A 15,364-nucleotide genomic window follows, 5' to 3' on the forward strand; every position below is an offset into this window, starting at 1 on the left:
CGTGAACAACTGGTCCCTTTCCTTCGAACCCCTGCTCGGCTGGCCGCTGGTCGCCGCCATCATCGTGCCCCTGGCGATCCTCGCCATCCTCGGCCTGTGGTTCCGCCAGCGCGGCGGATGGCTGCGCCTTGCAGCACTTGCAGCCCTTGCCGCAGCCCTCATCAATCCCGTTTTGCTCGATGAAGACCGCGAGCCCCTGCAAAGCGTCGTCGCGCTGATCGTCGACCGCAGCCAGAGCCAGGACATCGGCAACCGCACCGCCGAAACCGACCAGGCCGTCACCACGCTGCAGGAACGGCTTGCCCGCTTCAAGCAGTTCGAGGTGCGCGTGGTCGAGGCCGGCAAGGCCGATGCCGCCGACGAGCGCACGCAGACGCGGCTGTTCTCGGCCCTCGACGGCGCCTTCCGAGACGTTCCGCCCTCGCGCATCGGCGGCGCCATCATGGTCACCGACGGGCAAGTGCATGATGTGCCCGCCGCACCCAATTTCCACGCACCGCTGCATGCCCTGATCACCGGCGAGGAAAACGAGCGCGACCGCCGCATCCGCTTCGAAAAAGCCCCGCGATTCGGCATCGTCGGCAAGCCGCTGGCCATGACCTATCGCGTGCTCGATACCGGCGGCGCGACCGGCGAAGTCGACGTCCGCGTTTCCGTCAACGGCCAGCAGGTCTCGGTCGAGCGCGCGACGATCGGCCAGGAAATGCCGGTCGACATCACCATCCCGACTGCCGGCCGCAACATCGTCGAGCTTCAGATCGACCGCGTCGACGGTGAACTCACCGACACCAACAATCGCGCCATCGCGCTGGTCGACGGCATTCGCGAAAACCTGCGCGTGCTGCTGGTCTCGGGCGAGCCGCATGCCGGCGAGCGCACCTGGCGTAACCTGCTCAAGTCCGACGCCTCGGTCGATCTCGTCCACTTCACCATCCTGCGCCCGCCGGAAAAGCAGGACGGCACGCCGATCAACGAATTGTCGCTCATCGCCTTCCCGACGCGCGAACTCTTCGTCGACAAGATCAATGATTTCGACCTGATCATCTTCGATCGCTACCAGCACCGCGACGTGCTGCCGATCCTCTATTACGACTACATCGCCGAATATGTCGAAAAGGGCGGCGCGCTCCTGATTGCCGCCGGCCCCGAATATGCCGGCGACCAGTCGATCGCGCGCACGCCGCTGATGTCGGCCCTGCCGGCGATGCCCAGCGGCGAGGTCGTCGATCAGGCCTTCTATCCCCGCCTGACGGACGTCGGCAAACGCCATCCCGTCACGCGCGGCCTCGAAGGCTCCGGCACCGAGCCGCCGAAATGGAGCCGCTGGTTCCGCCTTATCGGCATCGACCGGCCCGAGGGCGAAGTCGTGATGAAGGGGCCGGACGACCGCCCGCTGCTGCTGCTCGACCGCAAGGGCGAAGGTCGCGTCGGCATGTTCCTGTCCGATCAGGGCTGGCTGTGGGCGCGCGGCTTCGAGGGCGGCGGCCCGCATGTCTCGCTCTATCGCCGCATCGCCCACTGGTTGATGAAGGAACCGGAACTCGAGGAAGAACGCCTCACCGCCAATGGCCGCGGCATGACGCTGGACGTGCGCCGCCAGACGATGAGCGACGATCCCGGCGCTGCCCAGGTCATCACGCCGTCCGGCAAGGCGATGACCGTGCCGCTTTCGCAATCCGAGCCGGGCATCTTCGCCGGAAGCGTCGAGACCAACGAGATCGGCCTCTATCAGGTCGCCAATGGCGATCTCACCGCGCTCGCCCATATCGGCCCGATCAACGCGCCGGAATTCGCCGACGTCATCTCGACGGAGAACATCGTACGGCCGGCAGTCGAGGCGAGCGGCGGCAGCGTGCGCCGGCTCGCCGGCCTCACTGGCATCAGCGTGCCGAGCGTGGTACCCGTACGCGGCACGGCGGAAGCCTCCGGCCGCGACTGGATCGGCCTGCGCACCACCAATGACAGCGTGCTGAAATCGGTCAGCCGCGTGCCGATGTTCGGTGGCTTCTTCGGCCTCGGCCTGCTCCTCCTGGCGCTCGGCTCCATGTGGTACCGCGAGGGGCGCTAACGCTTCCCCTTTGAGGGCCAAGGCGTAACCCCTCCCCCAATAGGAGTATGTTTTTCCTCCAAAGGTGGAAAATCCGCCTTGGTCGTTCTCCCGAAGACCTGATAGAGCCCGTTTCGGCCTCCAAAATCGCGCAGATTGCGCTATCTTGGGCGGCCAATCAATAGTTAAGAACCGAGAGGAGCGAGCCATGGGCCTGCGCATCAACGAAACCGCCCCCGATTTTACCGCCGAGACCACCCAAGGCACGGTCAAGTTCCATGAATGGATCGGCGACGGCTGGGCCGTGCTGTTCTCGCATCCGAAGAATTTCACGCCCGTCTGCACCACCGAACTCGGCACCATGGCCGGCCTTGAAGGCGAATTCCGCAAGCGCGGCGTCAAGATCATCGGCATCTCGGTCGATCCGGTCGAAAGCCACGCCAAGTGGAAGGACGACATCAAGACCGCGACCGGCTTCAGCGTCGACTACCCGCTGATCGGCGACAAGGACCTGAAGATCGCCAAGCTCTACGACATGCTGCCGGAGGGCGCCGGCGACAGCTCCGAAGGTCGCACGCCAGCCGACAACGCCACTGTGCGCTCGGTCTACGTCATCGGCCCGGACAAGAAGATAAAACTGATCCTCACCTACCCGATGACCACTGGCCGCAACTTCAACGAGATCCTGCGCGCCATCGATTCGATCCAGCTCACCGCCAAGCACCAGGTCGCGACGCCTGCCAACTGGCAGCAGGGCGAAGACGTCATCATCACCGCCGCCGTCTCCAACGAAGACGCCATCAAGCGCTTCGGCGCCTTCGATACGATCCTGCCCTATCTGCGCAAGACCAAGCAGCCGGCTGGGTGAGACACACCTGACCTTCCTTCTCCCCGTTCACGGGGAGAAGGTGGCCCGAAGGGCCGGATGAGGGGCAGCACAGCGTCTCCAGGTGAGAAGGACTGCTCACTCCTCCGGCTCGGTCGTGAACATCAGCGGATAGCCCGCCGCCTTGCCGGCGTCCGTCGCCCGCGTCGCCTTCGTCTCGGCGACATCCTTCGTAAACACCGCGACCACGCAGACGCCGCGCTGATGCGCGGTAATCATGACGCGATGCGCCTGATCCTCGCTCATCCGGAACTCGGCCTTCAGCACCCGCACGACGAATTCACGCGGCGTGAAATCATCATTGATCAGGATGACCTTGTGCAGCTTCGGCCGCTCGGTCTTCGGCTTGGTTCTGGTGCGGGGAATGGTGATTGTTTCTGGCATCGGACGCGCGGATGATGGATGCGACGATGACAGAGTTTCGCACAGACGCCGTCGATGGTCCATGCGATTGCACCCAGAGCCAGTCACATCGCGGTGAAAGGCCTTAGGATCACCCGCTTCGCGAGGAGTCTACCGCCTCAGCACCGCTGACAACACGTCCCTGATCCCGATCGCGCCGACAAACCGCGACTGTTCGTCGAACAACGCCACCGGCGAGGTCTGCGAGCGGTGCATGGCGAGCATCACCGTTTTCAGCGAGGTGCCGGGCTTTGCCCAGAACACCTGCGGGGCGTCATCAGGCAGGTTTTCGATGTCGTCGCACGACACCCACACCGCCGGCTGGCCGTTGCGTTCGGCGGCCGCCACCATCCCGTCCTTGTCGATCTTGAAGCGCGTCGTCTGGCGCCGGTCGAGCCAGAGCCAGCCGCCCCGGCCGGCCGATTCCAGATCGCGCCGGTCGCGCATCACGTTCCATGCCGTCAGCACCGACAGCGGGTTCACATTCGAAATGAACTCGCGGACATAGTCGTTGGCCGGGCGCAGCACGATGTCTTCCGGCGCGCCGGTCTGGACGATGCGCCCGCCCTCCATGATGGTGATGTGGCTGCCGATCTTCAGCGCCTCTTCGAGATCGTGGCTGACGAAGATGATCGTCTTCTTCAGCTTCTCCTGAAGCTGCAGAAGCTCGTCCTGCAGCTTGGTGCGGATCAGCGGGTCGAGCGCCGAAAATGGCTCGTCCATCAGCAGGATTGGCGCTTCCGTGGCGAAGGCGCGGGCAAGCCCCACGCGCTGCTGCATGCCGCCCGAAAGCTCATGGGCGTATTTCTTGGCCCATGGCGTCAGATTGACGAGTTCGAGCTGCTTGCCGACTTTCTGCTTGCGTTCCGCCTCCGGCATGCCGGCGAGCTCCAGCCCGAGGCCGACATTTTCCTCCACGGTGCGCCACGGCAGGAGGCCGAACTGCTGGAACACCATGGCCACCTGCTTCTGGCGCAGGCGGCGCAAGGTCGGCTCGTCGCAGGTCACGACATCGACGGTCTTGTCGCCATCCTTGACCAGAACCTGCCCGCGCGAAACGATGTTGAGCCGGTTGACGGCGCGCAGCAGCGTCGACTTGCCCGAGCCGGACAGGCCCATCAGCACCGAAATCTCACCCTCATGGACAGTGAGGTTGGCCCCGGCGCAGCCCAGCACATTGCCGGTCTTTTCCAGGATTTCCGAGCGGCTCGCACCGGCATCGACCATGGCCAGCGCATCGGCCGTGTCCGGGCCGAAGATGATGTCGACATTCCTGAAGTCTACGGCGACGTTCATTTCTTGCCTCCGACGCCGATGCGCGTCATGCGGTCGAGCACGATGGCGAGCACGACGATTGCCAGACCCGCCTCAAGCCCGAGGTCGATCCTGCGCGAGCCGAGCGCGCGGTTGATTTCCGTGCCGAGTCCACCGGCGCCGATAAGGGCTGCGAACACCACCATCGACAGCGACAGCATGATGCACTGGGTCAGCCCCGCCATGATGGTCGGCAAGGCCGCCGGCAGTTCGACCTTCCACAGCAATTGCCGCTTGGTCGCGCCGAATGCCTCGCCCGCCTCGACGATCGAAGTCGGCACCGAGACGACGCCGAGATGGGTGAGCCGCACGGCGGTCGGGATGACGAAGATGATGGTGACGATGAGGCCCGGCGCATTGCCGAGGCCGAACAGGGTCAGCACCGGGATCAGGTAAACGAAGGTCGGCAGCGTCTGCATCAGGTCCAGCACCGGCAGCATGATGCGATAGACCTTCGGCTTGTGCGCGGCCCAGATGCCGAGCGGCACGCCGATGGCCATGGAGGCCGCGGCAGCAGCCACCACCAGCACCAACGTCTGCACCGTCTGCTTCCACAGGCCCTGGTTGATGATGAACAGCAGGCCGAGCGCGACGCCGATTGCCAACGGCCGCGAGCGCTGCAGGAAATAGGCAATGCCCGCGATGATCAGCACCAGCAGCACCGGCGGCACCATCAGCAAACCGTCGACCAGACCGTTGAGAAGGAAGTTGAGGCCGTTCGAGAAGCCGCGGAAGATCGCGTCGAAATTGTCGGTCAGGAAGGTGAAGAACGCCTTGCCCCAGGCACCGATCGGAATCTTGTAGCTGGCCAGGAATTGCGAAACCGGATCCATTGCGTCCCCTCGATTCTCTTTACCCTCCCACGTGCGGGAGAGGTGGCGCGGCACGCATCGCTTGGAGGTGCAGCGCCCCGTTTAAGCGATTACCCCCACCCCTACCCCCTCCCCACAAGGGGGAGGGAAAACGTGCTCCATAGCCGTCAGCCTCAATCTTCAACGCTCTAGGTGGCCAAGGCCACGAAACCGTCCCCCTCCCCCTTGTGGGGAGGGGTTAGGGGTGGGGGTCTATGCCGTTAAGGCCCATCAGAACACCCCGACGGCCCTGCCCTCAAAGGGAAAGTAACCAGCTCAGCTGCCCAGCGCGGTCTTCACCGCAGCAGCCGCATCGCCGCCATCGAAGGTGGTTACGCCGGCAATCCAGGGCGTCACGGCGTCCGGATTCTTCTTCAGCCAGTCGGTCGCGACCGTGTTGGCGTCGCTGCCCTTGAGGATCGCGTCCATCATCTCGCCTTCCATGTCCAGATTGAACTTGAGGTTGGCGATGAACTTGCCGGCATTCGGGCACTCGGTCAGGTAGCCCTTGCGCACATTGGTGCTGACGGTGGCGGCACCGAAGCCGGAATCGCCCATGCCGTCGAGATAGGTGATCTTCATCGCCCCCATAACCGGATGCGGCGTCCAACCGAGGAAGGCGATCCACTCATTGTTCTTCATCGACTGCTCGGCCTGGGTGAGCATGCCGGCTTCGGACGATTCGACCAGCTCGAAGCCTTCGAGGTTGTCGGCCGGGTTCTTGATCATGTCGAGGATGATTCGGTTGCCGTCATTGCCGGCCTCGATGCCGTAGATCTTGCCGTCGAACTTGTCCTTGAACTTGCCGAGATCGGTCAGCGTCTTGACGCCGGCTTCGGCGACATAGGTCGGCACGACGATGCCGTAGCCGGCGCCGGTCAGGTTCTCGCTGACGGTCTCGACCGAGCCGTCGGCGGCATATTCCTTGATATCGCTCGTCATCGACGGCATCCAGTTGCCGAGGAAGACGTCGAGATCCTTGTTCTTCAGCGACGCATAGGTCACCGGCACCGACAGCTGGATGACCTGCGGCTCGTAGCCGAGCGCGGTCAGCAGCACCGAGGCGACGCCCGTGGTCGCCTGGATGTCGGTCCAGCCGACATCGGAGAGCCGAACGGTCTTGCAGCTTTCAGGATCGGCAGCAGACGCGACACCAGCCGACAGAAATGCCACCAGGCCAACGCCGGCGGCGAGTGCTTTCATATTCATGGAATTCTCCCATTGTGATTCTTGTGCGGCAGTAGCTACGATTTCTTGCCGTTCGTATCCTTAAGCCAAACACCATTTTGGTGTGGTTTCAAGCGGTAAGGCGGAGCGAGCCGCGCCGCTCACTTATCTGTGCGCGACACGGGCAGCATCAACCATCCGGTGTAGATTGCTGCAACTGCTCCCAAAACGCGCGCCTGCCGTCTTTCAATCGATACGACCCAACCCTATATTGGCCCGACCTGAGCAGGCCACCCGGAGGGACAATATGGCGACCTTGCAGAATTTCGACGCCGAGATTGCGAAGACCAAACAGGTCGTCGAGGACATGCGCACCAAGATCGACCAGTCCAGCACCGTGCTGGAAAAGCTCGCCACCTCCGACCAGAAGATCGGTTCCGCCGATTTCGACATTGAGAACGCCCGCATCGAGGATGTGCTGAAGCAGCAGAAGGTGATGGAGGGCAACATTGCCGACCTGATCATCGGACTGGAGGACGCCACCAACGTCTTCGGCACCGAATTCGAGAGCATGAAGAACTACACCGGTTGGGAAAGCTTCGTCGGCATCTTTTCGGCCCAGAAGAAGCAGCGCATGCGCACCGACCGCGTCCGCAACATGTCGCTTGCCGGCAATCTCCAGGAGCTGCTGGCGAAGTCCGACACCATCGTCGGCATCCTCAAGGCCCAGAAGCAGGTTCTGGACGCCCGCTACAAGACCTCGGAGGCCAGCCTCGCCCAGGTTATCGAGCGCCGCAAGGTGACGATGACCAATCTCGAGACCACGCAGAAGCGCATCGAGGAGCTGAACCCGCTGCTGCTCGACATCGAGAACAAGATCGCCGCCTCCACCAGCCAGAAGGAGCGCACCCAGCTTGAGGGCGACCGCTCGAAGCTGGCGACCGAATACAACGAGAAGCAGGCCAAGGAGCAGGAGCTTCTGGCCGAGAGCCAGACGCTGGAACGCTACACCTCGATGTTCCAGACCTTCGTCGATTCGCTCAACAACCAGATCGCCGCGCAGAACACGCTGATCAACAAGCTGACCATCGACACCGAGCAGCGCATCGTTCTCTACAAGGCACTTGAGGACTCATTGAAGACCGCCGCGCAGCAGGATGTCGCCCACAAGATCAACACGCTGGGCAGTCAGGTCGACAACACCGCCGAGGAAACCATGGCCGGCATCGGTGCCGCCGCGCAGAAGCACATCGGTGACCTTCTCGAAATGCACGAGAAGAACATGGTGGCGACCGCCGACATCCAGCGCCGCAAGAAGCTTGCCGACGATGCCTTCGCCCGCCGCTTCGAGGAAGTGCTGAAGAAGCACAACGCCTCGGATTATGTGCGGACCTAGGCCCGGCATACCCGCATGAGCGCCGAGACCGACGCTGCCACGCGCTATTTCGATGCCATTCGCGCCGCCCTCAGCGGTCTCGAAATCTTCATGCGCGACGATCGCTCGCCGCTCTACCGGCATGGCATCGTCGCCAAGGTCGTTGCCGAATACATAGCGCGGCTGGAGAAGTCGTTCTCCTGCTGGCGCAATCGCCTCGGCTTCATGGAGACCTTCAAGATCTCGCGCGCCGAAAGCGGCTTTCCGATCTTCCAGAACGTTCTCGAACTGGAAAACGATCGTCGCACGGCCACCGAACGCCTCGCCGCAATCCCCTCGCCCAAGGAACTGCGCGGCGAGATGGCCGATTTCATCCTGCGCCACAAGGCGTTTCCGCAGGCCCTCCAGCGCTCCATGGCCGAGCGGCTCTATCTGGAAGACGTCGAGGACGGCGCGGTCTTCGGGCCGTTTCTCCTGGCCCAGACCGCCAAGGTTTCCGTCAACCCGAAAACCATGCGGCCCTACTATCTCGTCCATTGGGCGTCGTTCGACGGCAGCGCCAACCTGCCGCTGATCTACATGGCGACGGTGGAGGATTCTTCCGACGGCATGGTCAGGCAGCTCGTCACCAGCGACGGCAAGCTCAACGAAAAGGTGAAGATCCCGCTTCCCGTCGACGGACTGCTCAACCCAGAGCTTGCCCATCGCTTCGACGATTTCACCGAAAAGAACTCCGCCTACACGCTGTCGCCGGCAACCATTGCCAACAATCTCGACAAGGATTTCGAGACGCTGCATCCCAAGCAGCTGCGCCGCGTCGTGCTCGGTCCCTTCTATTCGGCAGGCATCACCGAGCACAATTCTTCCGTCGCCGAAGTGCTTTCCAAGGTGCGCAAGCCCGAAAACGCCTGGCTGCTGACCTGGACCATCCAGGAGATTTATTCCAAGGGCGAAAAGCCCGGCCGTCGCGGCCTTTGGTCCAGCGAGAAGGCGACACAGGAATTCTTCATCAACACCGACGATCTCGAAGCCGCCCGCCAGGGCGTCAGCGACTACGAGAAACACGCTTTGATCCCGCACGAAGCCTATCAGGCGCTCTACGCCGCCGGCGAAACGGAAAAGATCTTTGGCGGCTACAAGGTCCACATCCTGTCGAACGGACAGGTGATTTCAGATGTTTAGCGAAAATCTGCTTCCGGCCGAGGAAATCACCCCCACTCCGTCGCGCTGCGCGCGCCACCTCTCCCCCTGCCCGGGGGAGAGGAAACGCCAATCGCCAAGATCGCGACCTCACAGAACTTGGGTTCCTCTCCCTCCGGAGGGGGGAGAGGTGGTTTGCGAAGCAAACCGGAGTGGGGGAATCTCGATCATTCAAAGCACTGCGCTTCCGGGAGGAAATTGATGGACACCGGCCTGACCACCATTCCCGAAGCCGATATCGAAAAGCATCGCGCCACCGCGCAGAGCTTCATCACGCGCATCGTCGTGCTGGAGGATTCGTCCGGCCAGTCGGGCACCGCACTCGCCGGCACCAACCGCCGCTTCGTCTCCACTGTCTCCACCGGCTCGGTGCGCAAGACCCGCGAGATCGAGCTGGCGAAGACCGTCGGCGCGATCCGCCCCGACGACCAGCTGATGAGCATCTCGCAGCACACGCTGCTCTATCGCGCCCGCCGCGGCCTCGCCATCGCGCTGGCCGTCGCAGACGTCTTCGCGCGCGGCGGCGACCTCGAAAGCCTGCAGGCCAAAAACGCCCGCGCACCGCTGGAAGGCGACGAGGCGACGCATTTCAAGAAGCTGCTGACAGCCTCGGCCTATGTCTCGGCCTTCACGCTCGCCTCCTATCTGCTCCAGACCATCGACGCCGATGGCGAGGCGCCCAATGACATCGCCGAGCCGGATTTCCTCTTCGACACGGCGCAGGACGCGCTGAAGGCGCTGATCGCCGGTCTCGACCGGGCTATTTCCGGCGCCAAGGACGACGCCGACCTGATGACGCGCGCCCGCGCCTTCGCCCGCACCGCCATCGATGGCCTGCTGACGCGAAAGGGCCGCTTCGACGGTCTCGGCACCTTCGAGAACGCGCATATCCGCATCGACGCCGACGATTTCACCATCGACGGCTTTGATGTTGCCCCGGGCAAGAAGTCGAAGCCGCTGGTGATGACCTTCAAGAAGCCGGACGAAGTCGTCGGCAACCACATCGCCAAATACCAGTCGGTCAAGCTCGCCAAGATGCTGATGGCCTATGATTTCGACCGCGAACTGAACCCCTTCGTCGAGCTCGGCGGCTTCCTCTTCACCTTCATCGGCGACGGCTCACCCGGCACCGGCAAGACGACGCTGATCCAGATGATCGCCGGCCTGCTCCACGGCTACTGTCAGACCGCCGGCTACCAGTTCGTCTACGAGAATTTCGGCGTCGACCAGATCTCGTCCTATCAGGGCAAGTCCGGCCAGAACTGCAAGCAGTTCATCACCAATGTCTTGAACCCGCGCGCCATCGGCTTCGGCACGGTCGACGATATAGACCAGGTCGCCGCCAAACGCTCCGACGACCGCGCCTCGGCCGGCCAGCAGGAAATCACCGGCGTGCTGATGGAAGCCTTTTCCGGCGCCTCCACCGTCATTCGCGGCAATTGCTCCTTCGGCATGTTTTCCAACTATCCCGAAAATGTCGACGACGCGCTGCGCCAGCGCGCCGGCGCCCGCTGGCTGGTCGACGGCCCGCAGAGCCGCGACGACTATATCGACATCTTCGTCCTTCTCGCCGGCAAGAACCACAAGATCCCTCTCGGCGAGCACGATCTCTACGCCGCGCAGGAAATCCAGCGCGCCGTCGAAAACGCCTATGAAGGCTACTCCAAGCCGCATGAGGACGGGCTGGTAAAAGTCTACGACCGCTTCATGAAGGTGAATGGCGAGCCGAAGACCATGGCCGATGTCGGCACTTACCTGCATCAGATCAAGGAAGCCGAGCCCCGCTTCACCGGCCGCGCCATCAAGAACGTCACCGACGCCATCAAGATGCGCGCCATGGACATCGAGCTTCCCGACGAGTGGTTCGAGAAGCCCGAAGCCTTCATGCACAAGGGCTACGACGACAAGCGCGCCATGATCGAGGAACTGCGCGGGCCATTCTCGATGGACATGGTCATGCAGGAGATCAACCGCTACGCCGATTCCGAATTCCGCTACTCCGACCGCTCCGACGACGCCGTCGTCGAAAAGATGATCCGCGACACCAGACTGCGCGAACGGGCGATCCGCGAGATCGAGGGGTTGAAGGCCAAGGGGGCTTGGAATGCGTGAGGGAACATTGCCCTTCATCCACCTGCCGGCACCTTCTCCCCAAGAACAGGGAGAAGGAGGAAGCTCCAACGCTGACGCCCCCCTCTCCCCGTCCTTCACGGGGAGAGGGTAAGGGTGAGGGGCATCTTGATGCGCGGACCGGAATCATCGCGAACCCATCGAGCGCGATCCCTGCGCAAGGCAGACAATGATGCTGAACGGGCATTGTGGTCAGATCTCAAGGGGCGACAGGTGAATGGCGCCAAGTTTACACGCCAGCTTCCGATCGGGCCGTATTTCGCCGACTTTGCCTGCCGCGAAGGTCGGTTGGTGGTTGAACTCGATGGCAGCCAGCATCTAGACAACGAATATGATCGGCGACGCGATCAATTCATGATTGCTGAAGGATGGTCCGTCTTGCGGTTCTGGAATGCGGATGCACTGACTGAGCGAGATGCTGTGATTGACACGATCATTGCCGCCCTTGAGCGCCGGCTGGATCCCGTCGAGGCCCGAGATTTGCGATTTATGGCAGCGTCGACCTACCGGGAGATCCTCTCTTGAACCGTCTCGTCGCCCCTCACCCTTACCCTCTCCCCGTGAAGAACAGGGAGAGGGGGGCGTCATCGTTTGGGATCTACCTTTCCCCGTCTCTGCAGGAAAAGAGTGAGGGGCAATTCTGATGGACCTCCTCCGCGACAACGATCTCATCTACGGCCGCCTGTTGCCGGTCGAGGAGCCGCATCTCATCGAGCGCTATAACAAGGCGCTGAAGGCGTTCGGGCTGAAGCCGACGAAGCTGAAGTCCTTCGAGATCGACCGCTCCGGTTTTTCCCCGCAGATCGCCGAGGAACTGGACGACCGGCTCTATCTCGACCCCAACGAGGTCAATCGCCGCTTCATCATCCTGACGCCGGCGCAAGCCGACCTGCCGGTCGTCCACACGGCGTTTTCCAACACCTCGCAGTTGCTCTACGAGTTCTTCACCAAGAACTCCCGCGCCATCGACGCGCTGACCATCAAGGATGTCATCTACGGCGAGATCGAGGATTCGGTCTCCAAGGTCGAGGACATCGAGGACCTGCTGTCCATCAACCAGGTCGAGTTCCGCGTCCTGTCGGCGGAGGACGTGCTCGGCAAGGCGACCGAACTCGGCAAGCTGGTCGACCGGCTGAAGCAGGAGCCGGACGCCTGGCGCGACACCGCGATGCTGGAGCGCATGGTCGAACTGGCCAAAGTCACCGGCGACATCCGCGAAAACGCGCTGGTGCCCGACCAGGTCATCTTCCGCCACAACGCCTACTGGACCAGCCATTTCGGCGGACTCTATGTCTTTGTCGATCCCGACATGACGACCGTCATCAGCGATCCGTCGGCACCTGGCTTCCGCCGCTCGCGGCCATGGCAGGTCAGCTATCTCTCGATCAATGACGCCGACCGCGTGTTCCGTTTCCTTGCCTCAACGGGCCGTCTCGAACTGCCCCGCGCCTCATGGATCGAGGCGTCGAACTATCTCGAACACCGCGCCGAAATGGCCATCCTGGCGCTTATCCGCCAGTCAGAGCCCGAGCGCAGCCTCGCCAATGCCGACAAGGTCTGGCTCCAGACCTGGATCCACAGCCATGCCGACCTGATCAACCGCGACGGCACTTTCCCGTTCCTCAACGCCGCCAAGCGCCAGATCGCGCAGTTCGGCCAGCTCAAGCTCGATGACGTCGATCCGCTGCACCGCTTTCTGGTGGTGCGCGCCAAGCCGGACCATCCCGACGCCTGGCTGACCAACCGCCTGATCTCGGATTTCGTGCCGGCCGATTTCATCTCGCGCTATGTTTTCAACAAGCAGGGCTTCTACAAGGATTACGAGAGCTTCACCGCGCCATGGCGATCCCATGTTGTGGACCTCTTGAAAACCACATATCTGAAAGACAAGGATGCGTTTCGCGCGCGCCTTTACGGCCTGTCGGACAAGGCGTGATGTGGCGCCCGTCCGGCACCAGTGCTTCGCAGCTACGAGGGGGACCAGATGCTTGATCCGATCGTGAACTTCTTCACCTGGGTCTTCCAATGGATCGGCCGCGGCATCGGCCTTCTCATCGGCATCCTGTTGTGGCCCTTCATGTGGGCCGGCCGCTGGTATGGCAATCGCGGCCTCATTCTACGGGCCGTGCTCGGGCTGATCCTGGTCGGCATCGTCTTCCTCTACGGCTATTTCTTCTACGTCACACAGGTCTGGAACGGTTTCGATCCCGACTACCCGACCCGGATAGCCGCCACCTCAACCACCGCGAAGGCGACGAACGTCGTTGCCGGCGATCCGATTTCAGGGGACAGCTCCGGCACCGGCCAGAGCGGACAACCCGTGACAGGCGGAGCGAGCGGCACGACGACCGCGCAGACCCAGCCTCAAACCTGCAAGCGTTCCGAGATTGCCGCCGTTTCGGCCGATCTCATCGACTTCAACGTCAACAGGAACGCATGGATTTCCTCCATGCTTGCCTCGAAGCTGGGCTTCTTCGGCGTGCCGTGGCGCAACACGCCCTTCTTCGACAACAAGGCCGCCTTCCAGCTCGGCATCAATCAGGTCCTGCGCCGCACGACGACGGAGCTGGTGGACGCCCTTGGCCGTGCACGCGGCACCTCGCGCATAGACCAGAACCTGCAGGACGCACGCACCGCGCTCGCCTGGGACGAGGACGCCTGGTATGTCGGCCTGCGCGGCCCGACCCGGCCGACGCCCAGCGTCTATCGCGAGGCGATCACCAAGCTTCGCACCTTCAATACCAGCCTGGAAAAATGCGAGGCGACCTTCGACGCGCGCGCCGACAACCTGCTCCAGTTCCTCGACCGCATTTCCGGCGACATCGGCTCCACCTCCGATATTCTGCGCGGCCAGCTCGAGGCCTCCGACGCCGGCTGGTTCGATCCCCGCGCCGATGACCGCTTCTGGTTCGCCTACGGCCAGCTCTACGCCTATTACGGGATGCTGCACGCCACCCGCACGGACTTTTCGGCGGTCATCCGCGAGCGCAACATCACCACGCTGTGGGATACGATGCAGACCCAGATGCGCGACGCGCTCAACATGCAGCCCTGGATCATCTCCAACGGCAACGAGTCCAGCTTCATCTTCCCGTCGCATCTGGCGACGATGGGCTTCAACCTCTTGCGCGCCCGCTCCCAGATCGTCGAGATTCGCCAGGTGCTCGACCGGTAATAGCGGTCGGGCGGTGAAACATCAGCGGCCGATAGCCCGAGACGCAACGGGAATGAGCATCGCGACGGCCTGAGCCGTCGCGATTTCGCCATTCGCCGATGACCACTCCGCCCTGTCGCAATCCGTGTATTGCGCGGCTGTTTTGAGACGGCGCACCCCTTCCCTCTCGGGCTTCTATGCACGCGACAAAGCGCCGGGCGACCAAGCTCCGGCAAATCAGATCGAACCCGAGGGAACAGTCCATGGCCGACGTAAAGAGCGACATCGAGATAGCGCGTGGTGCGAAGAAGAAGGTGATCCAGGAGATCGGCGGCAAGATCGGCATTCCGACGGAGCATCTTCTGCCTTACGGCCATGACAAGGCCAAGGTGTCGGCCGAGTTCATCCAGTCGGTGCAGGGCAACAAGGACGGCAAGCTCATCCTGGTCACCGCCATCAACCCGACGCCGGCCGGCGAAGGCAAGACGACGACGACAGTCGGCCTGGGTGATGGTTTGAACCGCATCGGCAAGAAAGCCATCATCTGCATTCGCGAGGCCTCGCTCGGGCCCAACTTCGGCGTCAAGGGCGGTGCTGCCGGCGGCGGCTATGCCCAGGTCGTGCCGATGGAGGACATGAACCTCCACTTCACCGGCGACTTTCACGCCATCACCACCGCGCATAACCTGCTCTCAGCGCTCATCGACAACCACATCTACTGGGGCAACGAGCAGGCCATCGATACCCGCCGCGTCGCCTGGCGCCGCGTCATGGACATGAACGACCGCGCCTTGCGCGAAATCATCTGCTCGCTCGGCGGCGTCGCCAACGGCTATCC

General features: G+C 62.8%; 13 protein-coding genes. 9 read left to right on the plus strand and 4 right to left on the minus strand.

What is annotated here, in order from left to right; genetic code table 11:
* The first annotated feature begins 1 nt into the window (after nt 1).
* Nucleotides 2–2,068: a hypothetical protein gene (locus tag BM413_RS25645; RefSeq protein ID WP_091917700.1), complete on the plus strand. Its 2,067-nt coding sequence runs from the start codon at nt 2–4 to the stop codon at nt 2,066–2,068.
* 187 nt (nt 2,069–2,255) lie between these two features.
* Complete coding sequence (locus BM413_RS25650) at nt 2,256–2,915, plus strand: peroxiredoxin (protein WP_091917701.1); 660 nt, start codon at nt 2,256–2,258, stop codon at nt 2,913–2,915.
* Nucleotides 2,916–3,011: 96 nt separating this feature from the next.
* Here BM413_RS25650 and clpS read toward each other — a convergent pair whose 3' ends face one another.
* The 4 genes from clpS to BM413_RS25670 form a co-directional block, all read right to left on the minus strand.
* Nucleotides 3,012–3,317, minus strand: coding sequence for an ATP-dependent Clp protease adapter ClpS (clpS, locus tag BM413_RS25655; RefSeq protein WP_091917702.1), 306 nt, complete (start codon nt 3,315–3,317; stop codon nt 3,012–3,014).
* 129 nt (nt 3,318–3,446) lie between these two features.
* Nucleotides 3,447–4,631 carry a choline ABC transporter ATP-binding protein gene (gene choV, locus BM413_RS25660; protein ID WP_091917703.1) on the minus strand — a complete coding sequence of 395 codons (1,185 nt, stop codon included), beginning with the start codon at nt 4,629–4,631 and terminating at the stop codon, nt 3,447–3,449.
* Nucleotides 4,628–5,482, minus strand: a complete 855-nt coding sequence (gene choW, locus BM413_RS25665) for a choline ABC transporter permease subunit (protein WP_091917704.1) — start codon at nt 5,480–5,482, stop codon at nt 4,628–4,630. The genes choV and choW overlap by 4 nt, the downstream gene beginning before the upstream one ends.
* A 294-nt stretch (nt 5,483–5,776) precedes the next feature.
* Nucleotides 5,777–6,703 carry a choline ABC transporter substrate-binding protein gene (locus BM413_RS25670; RefSeq protein WP_175544440.1) on the minus strand — a complete coding sequence of 309 codons (927 nt, stop codon included), beginning with the start codon at nt 6,701–6,703 and terminating at the stop codon, nt 5,777–5,779.
* A 271-nt stretch (nt 6,704–6,974) separates the two neighbouring features.
* Here BM413_RS25670 and BM413_RS25675 point away from each other — a divergent pair, with 271 nt between their 5' ends.
* From BM413_RS25675 to BM413_RS25705, 7 genes are all read left to right on the plus strand, one after another.
* Nucleotides 6,975–8,063 (plus strand): coiled-coil domain-containing protein, encoded by a 1,089-nt coding sequence (locus BM413_RS25675; RefSeq protein ID WP_091917706.1) that lies wholly within the window; start codon nt 6,975–6,977, stop codon nt 8,061–8,063.
* A gap of 15 nt (nt 8,064–8,078) precedes the next feature.
* Nucleotides 8,079–9,224: a hypothetical protein gene (locus tag BM413_RS25680; protein ID WP_091917707.1), complete on the plus strand. Its 1,146-nt coding sequence runs from the start codon at nt 8,079–8,081 to the stop codon at nt 9,222–9,224.
* Nucleotides 9,225–9,443: 219 nt separating this feature from the next.
* A complete protein-coding gene (locus BM413_RS25685) occupies nt 9,444–11,354 on the plus strand; it encodes an AAA family ATPase (protein WP_091917708.1) in 1,911 nt (636 codons plus the stop codon).
* 129 nt (nt 11,355–11,483) lie between these two features.
* Nucleotides 11,484–11,897: an endonuclease domain-containing protein gene (locus BM413_RS25690; protein ID WP_091917709.1), complete on the plus strand. Its 414-nt coding sequence runs from the start codon at nt 11,484–11,486 to the stop codon at nt 11,895–11,897.
* Nucleotides 11,898–12,015: 118 nt separating this feature from the next.
* Nucleotides 12,016–13,308: a DUF6638 family protein gene (locus BM413_RS25695; RefSeq protein ID WP_091917710.1), complete on the plus strand. Its 1,293-nt coding sequence runs from the start codon at nt 12,016–12,018 to the stop codon at nt 13,306–13,308.
* Between the two features lie 48 nt (nt 13,309–13,356).
* Nucleotides 13,357–14,547, plus strand: coding sequence for a DUF2333 family protein (locus BM413_RS25700; RefSeq protein ID WP_091917711.1), 1,191 nt, complete (start codon nt 13,357–13,359; stop codon nt 14,545–14,547).
* Nucleotides 14,548–14,789: 242 nt separating this feature from the next.
* Nucleotides 14,790–15,364 (plus strand): formate--tetrahydrofolate ligase (locus BM413_RS25705; protein WP_139238650.1); only part of this gene is annotated, 575 nt, incomplete at its 3' end.

Origin of the sequence: Mesorhizobium sp. YR577 (assembly GCF_900116595.1) — a bacterium.
Classification (GTDB): Bacteria; Pseudomonadota; Alphaproteobacteria; order Rhizobiales; family Rhizobiaceae; genus Mesorhizobium_M.

Excerpts from the sequence above, each read along its gene's own strand:
- BM413_RS25650 (WP_091917701.1), top strand. The coding sequence starts at position 2,256 with ATGGGCCTGCGCATCAACGAAACCGCCCCCGATTTTACCGCCGAGACC.
- clpS (WP_091917702.1), bottom strand. The coding sequence starts at position 3,317 with ATGCCAGAAACAATCACCATTCCCCGCACCAGAACCAAGCCGAAGACC.
- choV (WP_091917703.1), bottom strand. The coding sequence starts at position 4,631 with ATGAACGTCGCCGTAGACTTCAGGAATGTCGACATCATCTTCGGCCCG.
- choW (WP_091917704.1), bottom strand. The coding sequence starts at position 5,482 with ATGGATCCGGTTTCGCAATTCCTGGCCAGCTACAAGATTCCGATCGGT.
- BM413_RS25670 (WP_175544440.1), bottom strand. The coding sequence starts at position 6,703 with ATGAAAGCACTCGCCGCCGGCGTTGGCCTGGTGGCATTTCTGTCGGCT.
- BM413_RS25675 (WP_091917706.1), top strand. The coding sequence starts at position 6,975 with ATGGCGACCTTGCAGAATTTCGACGCCGAGATTGCGAAGACCAAACAG.
- BM413_RS25680 (WP_091917707.1), top strand. The coding sequence starts at position 8,079 with ATGAGCGCCGAGACCGACGCTGCCACGCGCTATTTCGATGCCATTCGC.
- BM413_RS25685 (WP_091917708.1), top strand. The coding sequence starts at position 9,444 with ATGGACACCGGCCTGACCACCATTCCCGAAGCCGATATCGAAAAGCAT.
- BM413_RS25690 (WP_091917709.1), top strand. The coding sequence starts at position 11,484 with ATGCGCGGACCGGAATCATCGCGAACCCATCGAGCGCGATCCCTGCGC.
- BM413_RS25695 (WP_091917710.1), top strand. The coding sequence starts at position 12,016 with ATGGACCTCCTCCGCGACAACGATCTCATCTACGGCCGCCTGTTGCCG.
- BM413_RS25700 (WP_091917711.1), top strand. The coding sequence starts at position 13,357 with ATGCTTGATCCGATCGTGAACTTCTTCACCTGGGTCTTCCAATGGATC.